The sequence below is a fragment of the Tannerella serpentiformis genome (assembly GCF_003033925.1).
Classification (GTDB): Bacteria; Bacteroidota; Bacteroidia; order Bacteroidales; family Tannerellaceae; genus Tannerella; species Tannerella serpentiformis.
Map to the genome: position 1 here is coordinate 2,752,912 of NZ_CP028365.1, position 14,732 is coordinate 2,767,643.

Annotated in this window: 8 protein-coding genes and 1 tRNA gene; all 9 read left to right on the top strand. The window is 58.5% G+C overall.

Going from position 1 to position 14,732, the window contains the following annotated elements:
* The first annotated feature begins 8 nt into the window (after positions 1 to 8).
* The 9 genes from C7123_RS11675 to C7123_RS11715 all read left to right on the top strand — a co-directional run bounded on the left by C7123_RS11675 (position 9) and on the right by C7123_RS11715 (position 14,694).
* Entirely contained in the window at positions 9 to 3,053 is a 3,045-nt protein-coding gene (locus C7123_RS11675; protein ID WP_069175151.1) for a SusC/RagA family TonB-linked outer membrane protein, read from the top strand.
* Positions 3,054 to 3,080: 27 nt separating this feature from the next.
* Positions 3,081 to 4,670: a RagB/SusD family nutrient uptake outer membrane protein gene (locus C7123_RS11680; protein WP_069176356.1), complete on the top strand. Its 1,590-nt coding sequence runs from the start codon at positions 3,081 to 3,083 to the stop codon at positions 4,668 to 4,670.
* A 27-nt stretch (positions 4,671 to 4,697) separates the two neighbouring features.
* The gene (locus C7123_RS11685; protein ID WP_069175152.1) at positions 4,698 to 5,837 is read left to right on the top strand and encodes a SusF/SusE family outer membrane protein; all 1,140 of its coding nucleotides are present in this window, start codon (positions 4,698 to 4,700) and stop codon (positions 5,835 to 5,837) included.
* Positions 5,838 to 6,522: 685 nt separating this feature from the next.
* Positions 6,523 to 7,788, top strand: a complete 1,266-nt coding sequence (locus tag C7123_RS11690; protein ID WP_069175153.1) for a CinA family nicotinamide mononucleotide deamidase-related protein — start codon at positions 6,523 to 6,525, stop codon at positions 7,786 to 7,788.
* A gap of 114 nt (positions 7,789 to 7,902) precedes the next feature.
* On the top strand, positions 7,903 to 9,639 hold the full coding sequence (gene lysS / locus C7123_RS11695; RefSeq protein ID WP_069175154.1) for a lysine--tRNA ligase: 1,737 nt from the start codon (positions 7,903 to 7,905) through the stop codon (positions 9,637 to 9,639).
* 33 nt (positions 9,640 to 9,672) lie between these two features.
* Complete coding sequence (locus C7123_RS11700; protein ID WP_038009981.1) at positions 9,673 to 10,671, top strand: NAD(P)H-dependent glycerol-3-phosphate dehydrogenase; 999 nt, start codon at positions 9,673 to 9,675, stop codon at positions 10,669 to 10,671.
* A gap of 274 nt (positions 10,672 to 10,945) precedes the next feature.
* Positions 10,946 to 12,295 (top strand): glucose-6-phosphate isomerase, encoded by a 1,350-nt coding sequence (locus C7123_RS11705; protein WP_069175155.1) that lies wholly within the window; start codon positions 10,946 to 10,948, stop codon positions 12,293 to 12,295.
* Between the two features lie 445 nt (positions 12,296 to 12,740).
* Positions 12,741 to 14,423 (top strand): energy-dependent translational throttle protein EttA, encoded by a 1,683-nt coding sequence (ettA, locus tag C7123_RS11710; RefSeq protein ID WP_069175156.1) that lies wholly within the window; start codon positions 12,741 to 12,743, stop codon positions 14,421 to 14,423.
* A gap of 200 nt (positions 14,424 to 14,623) precedes the next feature.
* Positions 14,624 to 14,694: transfer RNA gene (locus C7123_RS11715), tRNA-Cys, on the top strand.
* The last annotated feature ends 38 nt before the right edge of the window (positions 14,695 to 14,732 follow it).

Sequence of the window (14,732 nt, forward strand, 5' to 3'; positions counted from 1 at the left end):
AAAGCATAATGGAAAAAAGAGAACTATTTAATTGGAAGCGGTGCATTTACCTGCTGCTGGCTGCTCTGCTGCCAGCCCTTGGCGGTTATGCACAGAAGATGACGGTTAAAGGTGTCGTCGTAGATGCGACGAACGAACCGATCATTGGTGCGAACGTGGTGGAGAAGGGAACAACGAATGGCATCATTACCGATCTGGACGGCAACTTCACGCTGTCGGTCGAGCGAGGTGCTACGCTCGTTTTCTCCTTCATCGGCTATCAGTCTCAAGAACTTCCGGCCTCCGCACAGCCCATGCGCGTGATGCTGAAAGAGGATACGGAGCTGTTGGATGAGGTGGTTGTGATCGGTTACGGATCCGTCAAGAAGGACGATGCTACGGGATCGGTGACGGCCATCAAGCCGGACAAGATGAATCGCGGTCTCACGACGAGTGCGCAAGACCTGATGACTGGAAAGATTGCCGGCGTGAACGTGGTCTCGAGTGGCGGTTCGCCGGGTGGCGGCTCCACGATACGTATCCGAGGCGGCTCGTCGCTGAATGCCAACAACGACCCGCTGATCGTCATCGACGGTCTGGCGATGGACAACGACGGCGTCAAGGGCCTCTCCAACCCGCTGGCGATGGTCAACCCGAACGACATCGAGACCTTCACCGTGCTGAAAGATGCCTCGGCGACGGCCATTTACGGCTCACGTGCCTCGAACGGTGTCATCATTATCACCACCAAGAAGGGCTCCATAGAGGGCGGTAAGGCACGCCTCCGCGTGGCGTACGACGGCAACGTGTCGATGAGTAACGTCAAGAACACGCTCGACATGATGGACGCCGACACCTATCGCGCACGCATCCGTAGCCAGTACGGCGAGGAGAGCAACGCCTATAAGGCCCTCGGCACGGCCAACACCGACTGGCAGAAGGAGATCTATCGCACGGCCCTCTCGACGGATCACAACGTGAGCGTCTTCGGAGGCCTCGGGACGATGCCTTTCCGCATGTCCGTGGGCTACACGAACCAAAACGGTATCCTCAAAACCTCGAGCTTCAACCGTTACACGGCCTCGCTGAACCTCTCTCCGTCGTTTTTGGGCGGCATGCTCAAGATGAACGGTAACCTCAAAGGAATGTATGCCGAAAGTCGCTTCGCCGACGTAGGCGCCGTAGGTGCGGCCACGCAAATGGATCCCACCCACTCGGTGCGCGACGCGGGCGAGACCTATCAGAAGTATTTCGGAGGCTTCTTCCAGTGGACGAACGACGGAAAGTCGCTCAACGACCCCACCTGGCTGCTGACCAACAACTCGCTGGCCCCAGCTAACCCCGTCTCCCTGCTGGAGATGAAGGACGACCGCGCCAAATCGCAGTCGCTCGTCGGAAACATCGAGGTGGATTACAAATTTCACTTCCTCCCCGACCTGCGTTTCCACGCCAATGGCGGTATGGACCTCTCGTCCGGTAAGCAGACCACCAACGTGGATCCCCAGTCCTACTCGAACAACTATTACGGTAGCTATGGCTATGAGAAGATCGACAAATACAACCTGTCTTTCAATAGCTATTTCCAATACATGAAGTCAGTCGGTGTGCACAGTTTCGATGCGATGATCGGTTACGAGTGGCAACATTTCCACCGTAAGGGCCACAATCGCTACGCGGGCATCTATCCGCAGACGAACGCCGTGAACCCGGGCAAGGAGTACTCGCCCTCGAGTAAGGAGTGGGCGTCGGAGAACTTTTTGGTCTCCTTCTTTGGCCGATTGAACTACACGCTGGCCGATAAGTACCTCTTCACGGCTACCGTACGTCGAGACGGCTCCTCACGCTTCCATAAGGATCACCGATGGGGCACATTCCCCTCGTTTGCCTTTGGTTGGAAGATGAAAGAAGAGGGATTCCTCAAAGACGTGGAGGCCCTGTCGGACATGAAACTGCGCCTCGGCTACGGTGTCACAGGTCAGCAAAATATTGGTTCTGACTACTCCTATTTTGCCTCTTATACGGCCAGCAAGAACTACGCTTACTATCCGATAGGCTACGGCGATGGCGAATCGTATCGTCCCGACGCCTACAATAAGAACCTCAAGTGGGAGCGAACAACGACTTACAACGCGGGCGTGGACTATGGCTTCCTGAACGGTCGCCTCACGGGGTCGGTGGACTACTATTTCCGTCGTACGGACGACCTGATTAACTACGTGTACGTATCGGCCGGAACGAATTTCAAGAATCAGGTGAACGCCAACATAGGCTCGCTGGAGAATAAGGGCGTCGAGTTCACCATCAACTCCAAACCCATCGCACAGAAGGACTTCTCGTGGGACTTGGGCTTCAACCTCACCTATAACAAGAGCGAAATTACGGAGCTGACGGGAGGCGATCGTTCGGATTACTACGTGGCTGCGGGCGGCGTGACCATCGGCACCGGTGGCACTGTCCAGGCGCACGCCGTAGGTCACCCCGCCTATGCGTTCTATGTCTATCAGCAGGTCTACGACGAGAAGGGCAAACCGATCGAGAACACGTTTGTGGATCGTAACGGAGACGGCGTGATCAACGATGCCGATAAGTACTTCTACAAGAAGCCCACGGCCGACGTATTGATGGGCGTCTCCTCCAAATTCGTCTACAAAGCGTGGGACTTCAGCTTCACGCTCCGCGCAAGCCTCAACAACTACGTATATAATAATGTAGAGGCCAACGCCAGCAACATGAGCACGATCTACGCTCCCTCGGGCTACCTCACCAACCGACCCAACATGGTGCTGGAGAACAATTGGCAGGGCGAAGGCAACTACTACATGTCGGATTATTTCGTGCAGAACGCCTCCTTCCTCAAGTGCGACAACATCACCCTCGGCTATTCCTTCAATTTGAAGAAGATCGGCTCGGGACGTGTCTTTGCCGCCGTGCAGAACGTCTTCACCGTCACGAAATACAAGGGCCTCGATCCCGAGTTGATCACCGGATCGGGTACGGGTACCAACTATGGTATCGATCGCGACTTCTATCCGCGACCGCTGACCTCGCTCGTGGGACTTACGCTGAACTTTTAATCCGCAACTACTGAAATGGAACTCAAAATGAAACGAAATAAGATCACTGCTTGGGTCGCCGCATGCGCGATCCTCATTTCCGCCTCGGGCATCACCTCCTGCGTAGGCGATTTGGACGTGGAGCCGATCGATCCCAGCGTCACGACGACGTTTGACCAGAACAAGGTCTTCACCAAGATCTACGCTACGCTCGGTTTGACAGGCCTCGAAGGGCCGGCTGGCTCGATTGGCTCTGGCGACGTGGACGGTATCGACGAAGGCTCGTCGGACTTCTTCCGCTTGATCTGGAACATGAACGAACTGCCGGCCGATGAGGCGCATTGCTGCTGGATCGACGGTGGCGTGCCCGAATTGGTGCATGGCACATGGGATGCGTCGCATTCCTTAGTTACGGGGCTCTACTATCGCCTCTATTTTGACATCACGCTCTGCAACTTCTTCCTCGAGCAGACCGAGGGGAAGACGGACGCCGAGAGCGTCACCCAACGGGCCGAAGCGCGCTTCATCCGCGCCCTGAACTACTACTACTTGATCGACCTCTACGGCAAGGTGCCGTTCGTGACGACCGTCTCGACCGAAAAGCCGTCGCAAGTGGAGCGTGCGGAGCTGTTTAAGTTCATCGAAAAGGAACTCCTTGAGGCGTCGGAGACCATGAAGGATCCGCGCACCAACACCTACGGTCGCGCCGATAAGGCGGCGGCTTGGCTGCTCCTGGCCCGCCTCTATCTGAATGCCGAGGTGTACACCGGTACGCCACAGTGGGCAAAGGCGGCTGAGTATGCGCAGAAGGCGATCAACTCCGCTTACTCGTTGTGCCCCGTCTACAAGCACCTTTTCATGGCCGACAACAACGGCAGCAGCGTGAACAAGGCCAACACGGAGATCCTCCTGCCTATCCTTCAGGACGGTGGCACGACCCGCAACTACGGCGGCTCGCTCTTCCTCATTGCTTCCACGCATAAGACAGACGACATGCCGGCTTTCGGCACCACCGAAGGCTGGGCAGGCAACCGCTGCCGGCCGCAGCTCGTCAGCAAGTTCTTCCCCAACGGCAACGCACCGGCAGCAGGCGATGCGGACGCTATGACGAAGGCTGCAAACGACGATCGCGCGCTCTTCTTCAGCAAAGGCCGTTCGCTGTCGATCGATGTGGAGTCGGAGTTTGCCAGTGGATACTCCCTCGTGAAGTTCTCTAACCTCCGCGCCGACGGAGCCACAACGCACGACTCGAAGTTTACCGACACCGACCTGCCCCTCATGCGTCTGGCTGAGGCCTACCTGACTTATGCCGAAGCAGAGGTGCGTCGCAACGGCGGACCGACTGCAGCCGCTACCGAAGCCATCAACACGCTCCGCAAGCGGGCTCATGCGAAGACGGAGACGTCCTACACGCTCAGCAATATCCTCGACGAGTGGGCACGCGAGTTCGCTTTCGAGGGACGTCGTCGTTCGGACCTGATTCGCTTCAACCGCTTTGCCGGCAATGCGGACTACACCTGGCAATGGAAGGGCGGCGCGAAGGACGGTACGACGCTGTCTCGCCATCTCAACCTTTACCCGATCCCGACTAAGGACGTGAACGTCAATTCCAACCTGAAGCAGAATCCGGGATATTAACGGACCCCTAACTACGAACAACAGAATATGAAAGCAATCCATAAGATAGCGTTCGCGCTGCTGGCCGGCCTGATCGGCCTCACCACCGCATGCGACGACGACAACAGTGCTAACCCCACCCTCAAGACGTCCTCCAGCTTCACGCTGAACACGCCCACCGCGGCCGAGAACACCGTCTACGACTTAGAACATGTGAAGAACGTCGAGCTGACCTGCGTCCAACCGGACTACGGCTTCTCTGCCGCCACGGTATACGCCGTGCAAGTCTCACTCGACAACGATTTCGCCACCGAAGGCAAATTCATCACCCTGCCCACCACCTACCCCAAGGCCCAGATGGAAGTCGACGCCTCGGAGATCGCCGTGGCGCAGACCACGCTGGCCGTGAAAAAGGGCGTGAAAGAGGACAAGTTTCCCCTCACCTCGAAGCTCTACGTGCGCCTCAGGGCGGCCCTGACCAGTGGCAAAGGCGAGGTCTACTCCAACGTCATCTCCATCAATGCGCGCACCCATTTCGCCCTCACTCCCGCCGCAGTGCCCTCGACGATGAACGTCATCGGCAGCACGAAGGGCATCGGCGAGTGGAATTGGGCTGGCTCTGTGCCGATGGTGCAGACCTGGGCGAAGGATGGCACCTTCTGGCGCATCCTGTATCTCGAAGCGGGCACCTCGATGAAGTTCAACGCCGAGAAGAAATTCGACGGCGGCGAGTTCGGATCGTCCGCCAAGCTCGTGGACAACGCCTCGGCCGGCCTCTCGGACGACGGTGGCAACCTCAAGGTGGCCAACGCGGGCTGGTATCTCGTGGTCATCAAGACGACCGCTCAGGGGCGTGACCTGAAGTACACCGTCAGCTTCGAGAAGCCGAACGTTTACCTCATCGGCGACGTCAGCGTGGGTGGAAAATGGGAGATCACGGCTGAGAATCTCTTCAGCGTTCCCACCACGGCCGACGGCTGGTTCGTCTCGCCCGCCCTGGCTGCTGCTGGTGAGGTGCGCATGTGCGTCAAGATTGAAGGCGAAGACTGGTGGCACTCCGAGTTCATCGTGCTGGCCGAGGGCGAGATCCTCTACCGCGGCGCGGGCGGCGACCAAGATCGCTCGAAGCAGAGCGCCGGGCGGAAGGTCTACCTGAACTTCATGACCGGCAAAGGCGAATACAAATGATTGAGCAGGCCGGGGGGGCGCGGAGCTTTTTCACTCCGACACATCCTCCCGGCCTTCATCTTATTGTATGCACCGCAGGTGACGACGGTTTCACGGCCGCCTCACCGACACGATGGATCAGGTGCAGGACAAGTAACCATAACCAATAGATACATGGTCGACTACATCTATTCATATCTCTATCATTTTTCTCCATGTATTGCACTGGTTTTTATCGCGGGTAGTGGCCGGGAGGGTTGCTACCCGCTGTTTTTTTGTGCCTATCCGTCTGAGGAGTGGGGGGAGGTGAGACGTGAGCCCAGCGTACGATTTCTCGAGGCAACCCGCGAGAATCGGAAACGTTTCGGCTCATTGTATCGTACAATCGCGAGAAATGAAACCGTTTCGGCCGATTGTATCGTACAATCACGAGAAATGAAATCGTTTCGGCCGATTGTATCGTACAATCACGAGAAATGAAATCGTTTCGGCCGATTGTATCGTACAATCACGAGAAATGAAATCGTTTCGGCCGATTGTATCGTACAATCACGAGAAATGAAATCGTTTCGGCCGATTGTATCGTACAATCACGAGAAATGAAATCGTTTCGGCCGATTGTATCGTACAATCGCTAAACTTTGATGTGTTAACCCCGACATCGCCCTATTTTTGAGCGATTTTTTTGGGATAATAATCTAACTATATGACCGCAGAAATTATAACGATCGGCGACGAATTGCTGATCGGACAAGTGACTGACACCAATTCGGTGTGGATCAGTCGAGCCCTTGAAGACCACGGATTTCGTGTCATGCGTAAACAAACCGTGGGCGACGACGAGCCAGAGATACTCCGCGCCCTCCGCGAGTCTGAGCAACGCGTGGATGTGGTGCTCCTGACCGGAGGACTGGGGCCCACCAAGGACGACGTGACCCTCAACGCGCTTTGCAAACACTTCGACACGGCGAGGCATTTCTCGACCGAAGTGCACGAACACAATCAACAGCTATTTGCGGAGCGCGGCGTAGAAATGAACGACTTAACGCGTGATCAGGCGATGGTACCCGACAACGCCACGGTGATCATCAACGAGGTGGGCACGGCGCCCTGCACCTGGTTCGAGCGCCGGGGCTGCATGGTGATTTCCATGCCCGGCGTGCCGATGGAGATGAAGTGGCTGATGACGAACCGCGTGATTCCCCGACTTCAGGAGTACTATGGGCGCAAGGCCGGCATAGCCCATCGCACCTGTTGGGTCACGGGCTACACGGAGTCTGCTCTGGCGATGGCGTTGGCCGACTTTGAGCGCGATCTGCCCGATGAAGTGCGGCTGGCTTACCTGCCTCAACCGGGGCTTATCCGCCTCCGACTCTCGGCCTACTGTTCGCCACAAGCCGTGGCCGATCGAGTGGCTGACGTGCTGCGCCTCCGCCTCCGCACCATCCTGAAAGAGCACATCATCGCCGAGGAAGACCTTCCCATCGAAGCCCTCTTGGGCCGTCGGTTGCAAGCCGCAGGGCTGACGGTTGGCACCGCCGAGAGCTGCACCGGAGGCGCCATCGCCGCAGCGATCACATCCGTGGCCGGCAGTTCGGCTTATTTCAAAGGCGGCATTGTCTCTTACACCGACGAGGTGAAGCGCCGCACGCTGGGCGTCTCTGCCGCCGACCTCGAAAGCGTGGGCGCAGTCAGTCAGCCCGTCGTGGAGCAGATGGCACGCGGTGCGCGTGAGGCCTTGGGGTGCGATTTGGCCGTAGCCACGTCGGGCTTCGCTGGGCCGAGTGGCGGCACGCCGGAAGCGCCCGTCGGGACCGTTTGGATCGCCGTGGCTACGCCTTCCGCGGTTGTCTCCAAGGAATACCATTTCGGAGCAGCCCGCGATCATAACATCAGCCGTGCCGTCAACATGGCGCTACTGATGCTCTTCGAAATGGCCGCCACGCCTGAGGTGCAGGCGCCCACGGCGTGAGAATCCGGGGCGACAAGCGGAGGCGGATGGGCCGACAGGTGAAGCCGCAGAAAATGGCTACACAGGCATATTCCTACTTTTGCCCGCAGATAAACCATCACCTATAAGTAAAGAATGAACGTATTAGAGTTAAGCGAACAAGAAATCATCCGGCGTGGCAGCCTTGACCGGTTGCGCGAAATGCACATCGATCCGTATCCCGCTGCGGAGTATCCCGTGGACGGCTACGCCGACGAAATCAAGACCCAATTCAAGGACGACGCCGAGCCGCGCACCGTCTCTATTGCCGGCCGCATCATGAGCCGACGCATCATGGGCAAGGCCTCCTTCATGGAACTACAAGACTCCACCGGCCGCATCCAAGTCTACGTCACCCGCGACGACATCTGCCCCGATCCATCCGACACGGAACTGTATAACACCGTATTCAAAAAGCTGCTCGACATCGGCGACTTCGTCGGCATCCGCGGCTTCGTTTTCCGTACGCAGATGGGCGAGATCTCCGTCCATGCGCAAGAGCTGACCGTGCTCTCTAAATCGCTCCGACCGCTGCCCGTGGTCAAGGAGAAAGACGGCGTAGTCTACGACGGCTTCACCGACCCCGAACAGCGCTATCGCCAGCGTTACGTCGACCTCGTGGTCAATACCGACGTGAAGCAGATCTTCATCAAGCGCAGTAAAGTCTACGCCTCCATGCGCGAGTTCTTCAACGCCCGCGGATACCTTGAGGTCGAGACGCCCATCCTGCAATCCATACCCGGTGGCGCCGCCGCCCGCCCTTTCGTGACACACCACAACGCGCTCGACATCGATCTCTACCTCCGCATCGCCAACGAACTTTACCTCAAGCGTCTTATTGTGGGCGGTTTTGAGGGCGTCTATGAGTTCTCGAAAGACTTCCGCAACGAGGGCATGGACCGCACGCACAACCCAGAGTTCACGGCGATGGAGATCTATGTGGCTTACAAGGATTACAACTGGATGATGCAGTTCACCGAGCAGATGCTCGAGAAGGTGAGCCGCGATGTGAACGGCACGACGGAGGTCGAAGTGGACGGCCAGACGATCAGCTTCAAGGCGCCTTTCCGACGCGTCACCATGACCGACGCCATCCGCGAACACACCGGCATAGACATCACCGGCATGGACGAAGAGGCCCTGCGCGCCGTCTGCCGTCAGCTCGAAATCGAGGTGGACGAGACGATGGGCAAGGGCAAATTGATCGACGAGATCTTCGGCGAGAAATGCGAGAAACACTACATCCAGCCCACCTTCATCACCGATTACCCCATCGAAATGTCGCCCCTCTGCAAGCGTCACCGTAACAACCCCGAGCTGACCGAACGCTTCGAGCTGATGGTGAACGGTAAGGAGCTTTGCAATGCTTACTCCGAGCTGAACGACCCGATCGACCAGCTGGAGCGCTTCCAGGAGCAGCTGCGACTGAGCGAGAAGGGCGACGACGAGGCGATGTTTATCGACATGGACTTCGTCCGCGCCCTCGAATACGGCATGCCCCCGACGAGTGGTATGGGTATCGGTATCGACCGCTTAGTGATGCTGCTGACGGGCCAGACGACGATTCAGGAGGTGCTCTTCTTCCCGCAGATGCGTCCGGAAAAGACCGTGCGGAAGGATGCACCGGAGAAATACGCACCGCTCGGTGTGCCCGCGGAATGGGTGCCGGCCGTGCAGAAGGCGGGCTATCCCACGGCTGACATGCTGGCAGGCGCCAACGCGCAACTGCTCCGCCGCGCCCTCTTCGATTTGAATAAGAAATATGCCCTCGGGCTGGAGCTGCCCTCGCCGGAAGCCGTCGAGGCGTGGACCCGCCAGCCGGACGAGGCGTAACCCCCCGTAACCCGTAAACAAAACAAGATCGACATGGAAAATTTCCCCGGAAAGATTGCCATCATGGGCGGCGGAAGCTGGGCCACGGCGTTGGCCAAGATTGTGCTCTCGAACCAGCCGGAGATGAATTGGTACATGCGTCGGCAGGAGGTCATCGAGGAGTTCAAGCAGACGAAGCACAACCCCTCGTACCTCTCCGCCGTGACGTTCGACACGGAGCGCATCCATTTCTCGACCGACATTAACGAGATCGTCGACCGCTCCGACCTGCTCATCTTCGCCACCCCATCGCCCTTCTTCAAGAACCACCTGAAGCAGCTCCGCGTGCCTCTGCGCGATAAGACGATCCTCTCGGCCATCAAGGGCCTCGTGCCGGACGAGAACATGCTCATCACGGACTATCTGGCCGAGTGTTACCAAGTGCCTCTGGATCGATTGGCCGTCATCGCCGGGCCGTGCCACGCTGAGGAGGTGGCCCTCGGGCGCCTCTCGTACCTCACGCTGGCCTGCAAAGACCTCGATCGCGCGCGGGCCCTCGCCCCGATTTTCACGAACGACTTTATGCGCACCTCCTGCAGCCGCGATGTCCGCGGCATGGAGTACGCCTCGGTGCTGAAGAATATCTATGCCATTGTGGCCGGTATCTGCCACGGCATGAAGTACGGCGACAACTTTCAGGCGGTCTTCATCTCGAATGCCATCAAGGAGATGCAGCGCTTCCTCGGCTCGGCCCACACGCTGCCGCGCGACATTTCCGACTCGGCCTACCTGGGCGACCTGCTCGTGACGGCCTACTCGCGATACAGCCGCAACCGCACCTTCGGCTCCATGATCGGCAAGGGCTACTCTGTCAAAACGGCACAACTGGAGATGGAGATGATCGCCGAGGGGTACTACGGCGCCAAGTGCATCTACGAGATCAATGAGCGCTATCAAGTCGATATGCCCATCCTCGACACCCTGTACGCCATCCTCTACGAGCGCCAGTCGCCCCCGGCCGTCATCCGTCGCATGACAGAAACATTCAAGTAGAACGAAAAACGAAAAGCTAAAAATGGCCGGATACTTGGCATACTTCTGCTGGCGGCCGCAGCCCCCCCTGTTTTTCACTTTTAGTTTTTCGCTTCTGAGTTCCCCATCCGTCGCATGACAGAAACATTCAAGTAGAACGAAAAACGAAAAGCTAAAAATGGCCGGATACTTGGCATACTTCCGCTGGCGGCCGCAGCCCCCCATGTTTTTCACTTTTAGTTTTTCGCTTCTGAGTTCCCCCATTTTAGTTTTTCATTTTTAGTTTTTAGCTCCCATGAACCCTCTTCAATTAGACTTCACCAAAGCCTTCGGCCCAGCGGCCGATGAGCGCCTCGAGGCCATCCGCCCAGAGGCCGAAAAGAGTCTCCGAACCCTTTATGAAGGCACCGGCGCCGGCAACGACTTCCTCGGCTGGCTCCACCTGCCCAGTTCCATTACCGACACGCAGCTGACCGACATCGAGCAGACGGCTGAGAGGCTGCGCGCCTGCCAAGCTGTCGTAGTGATCGGCATCGGTGGCAGCTACCTCGGCGCACGCGCCGTGATCGAAGCCCTCACGGACAGCTTCGACGCGCTCCGTACCGGCGCCGACCGCACGCACCCCGTCATCCTCTACGCCGGCAACCAGATCGGCGAGGATTACCTCAGCGAGCTTTGCGACCTGCTCCGTGGACGCGACTTCGGCATCATCAACATCTCCAAATCCGGCACCACGACCGAGCCAGCCATCGCTTTCCGCATCCTCCGCAGCCTGCTCGAGGAGAACGTCGGCGCCGCGGCCGCTAAGGAGCGCATCGTGGCCGTGACCGACCGTGCCCGGGGCGCCCTCCGCACGCTGGCTGACCGCGAGGGATACAAGACCTACGTCATCCCGGACGACGTCGGCGGACGATACTCCGTCCTCACGCCCGTCGGGCTGCTGCCCATCGCCGTGGCCGGCATCGACATCCGCGCCCTCGTCCGTGGCGCCGTCGAGATGGAGCGCGCCGTCGGCCCCGACGTGCCCTTCGACCGTAACCCCGCCCTGCGCTACGCCGCCGCCCGCCAAGCGCTCTATCGCGAGGGCAAGAAGATCGAGATCCTAGCCAATTTCCACCCCAAGCTGCACTACGTGGGCGAGTGGTGGAAGCAGCTCTACGGCGAGAGCGAGGGCAAGGACCACCGCGGCCTCTTCCCCGCCGCTGTCGACCTCACCACCGACCTCCACTCTATGGGCCAGTGGATCCAGCAGGGCGAGCGGACGATCTTCGAGACGGTCGTTTCGATCGACTCCCCCGAGCGCACGCTCTCCGTCCCCACGGACGCTGACAACCTCGACGGGCTGAACTACCTGGCCGGCCGCCGCGTGGACGAGATCAACAAGATGGCCGAGCTCGGCACCCGCCTGGCCCACGCTTCCGGTGGCGTGCCCAACATCCGCGTCTCCATCCCGCGCCTCACCGCCGACCACCTCGGTCGCCTGCTCTACTTCTTTGAGGCCGCCTGCGGCATCAGCGGCTACCTCTCCGGCGTCAACCCCTTCGATCAGCCCGGCGTGGAGGCCTACAAAAGCAATATGTTCGCCCTGCTCGACAAGCCCGGCTTCGAGGCCGAGAGTCGTGCCATCCGTGCGCAGCTGGGGTGATACTCAAAACCCGGTTTTAGGCGCGTTGCACGTTCTGCAATGTCCCAAAACCGGGTTGTAGACGAATTGCACGTTCTGCAATGTCCCAAAACCGGGTTGTAGACGCGTTGCAGGCTCTGCAATGTCCCAAAACCGGGTTTTAGACGCGTTGCAGGGTCTGCAATGTCCCAAAACCGGGTTGTAGACGAATTGCAGGCTCTGCAATCCTCCAGAATCAGATTCTGAGCGATTGCAACGGTCTGTAAAGCCCCGGAATCAGATTCTGAGCGATTACAACGGTCTGCAAAGCCCCAGAATCAGATTCTGAAGCACATTTCACCGCTTGCTATTATGCACAACCACTCATGCAGCTACGATGCAGAAGCGGTTGGGTATCTACAGCAGATCTGGCCGAGGCCGCATGACGGTCGATCACACTCAAACCACCCCGTAACTATTATTATTTATGGCTGACGACAAGAAAATCATCTTCTCTATGGTGGGCGTGAGCAAAACCTTCCCGCCCCAAAAACAGGTGTTGAAAAACATCTACCTCTCCTTCTTCTATGGCGCCAAGATTGGCATCATCGGACTCAATGGCTCCGGCAAATCCACCCTGCTCAAGATCATCGCCGGACTCGACAAAGACTATCAAGGCGAAGTTGTCTTCTCGCCCGGCTACTCGGTGGGCTACCTCGAGCAAGACCCGCATCTGGAGCCCGGGCGGACGGTCAAGGAGATCGTCCAAGAGGGCGTCTGCGAGACGGTCGACCTGCTCAAGGAATTCGAGGAAGTCAACGAACGCTTTGGCGACCCCGAAGTGCTCGAAAACCCGGACAAAATGGACGCCCTGATGAACCGTCAGGCCGAGCTACAAGACCGCATTGACGCCCTCGACGCATGGAACCTCGACAGTCGCCTCGAGCGCGCCATGGATGCCCTGCGCTGCCCACCCGAAGACCGCATCGTGGACACGCTCTCCGGCGGCGAACGCCGTCGCGTGGCCCTCTGCCGCCTGCTCCTCCAGCAGCCCGACGTCCTTCTCCTCGACGAGCCCACGAACCACCTCGACGCCGAGTCCATCGACTGGCTCGAGCAGCACCTCCAGCAGTACGCCGGCACCGTCATCTGCATCACTCACGACCGCTACTTCCTCGATCACGTCGCCGGTTGGATCCTCGAGCTCGACCGCGGCGAGGGTATCCCCTGGCGTGGCAACTACTCCTCCTGGCTCGATCAGAAGACTCAGCGCATGGCCCAAGAAGAGAAGCAAGCCAGCAAACGTCGTAAGACGCTCGAGCGCGAGCTGGAGTGGATTCGCATGGCCCCCAAGGCGCGTCAGGCCAAGGGTAAGGCCCGTCTGAACTCTTACGAAGCCCTCCTCAACGAGGATCAGAAGGAGCGCGAGACGAAGCTCGAAATCTTCATCCCCAACGGCCCACGCCTTGGCAACAAGGTGATCGAGGCGCAACACGTAGCCAAGGCCTTTGGCGACCGACTCCTCTTCGACGACCTCAACTTCATGCTCCCGCCTAACGGTATCGTGGGCGTCATCGGCCCCAACGGCGCCGGTAAGACTACCCTCTTCCGTATGATCATGGGCCAGGAATCGATCGACCGCGGCGAGTTTGCCGTCGGCGAGACCGTCCGCATCGGCTACGTCGACCAGTCGCACGCCGCCATCGACCCCGACAAGACCGTCTATCAAGTCGTCTCCGGCGGCAACGACACGATGCGCATCGGCGGCCGCGAGATCAACGCCCGCGCCTATCTCTCACGTTTCAACTTCGCCGGCGCCGATCAGGAGAAACGTTGCGGCGTCCTCTCTGGCGGCGAGCGTAACCGCCTCCATCTGGCGCTCACGCTGAAGTCCGAAGCCAACGTCCTCCTCCTCGACGAGCCGACGAACGACATTGACGTGAACACGCTCCGCGCCTTGGAAGAGGGCCTCGAAGCCTTCGCCGGATGTGCCGTTGTTGTCTCGCACGACCGCTGGTTCCTCGATCGTATCTGCACACACATCCTCTCCTTCGAGGGCAACTCCGAAGTTGTCTTTTACGAAGGCAGCTACTCCGATTATGAGGAGTACAAGCGGAAGAAGGAAGGCTACACCGAGCCTAAGCGCATCCGCTATCGGCAGCTCGGATAATTACCAATTGATAATGTAGGTAATGGGTACTCGGCACGCTTCTTCGGGGCGATCGAGTACCCGACGATCTTAGCCGGTGGCCGTAGCCGCCGCTTCAAGAATGATTCTCCCCCGAGGCGGGGCATAGTTGGAAAATTATCTATCGATACTTGCAGGTTTAGAGAATGGCTCTATCTTTGTGCCCGACAAGAGAACAAAAGGGTTCCTTGGCCGAGTGGTTAGGCGCCGGTCTGCAAAACCGTTTACAGCAGTTCGATTCTGCTAGGAACCTCGAAGAGAAGAATAAGGAGCGTGGCGATTCGGTCACGT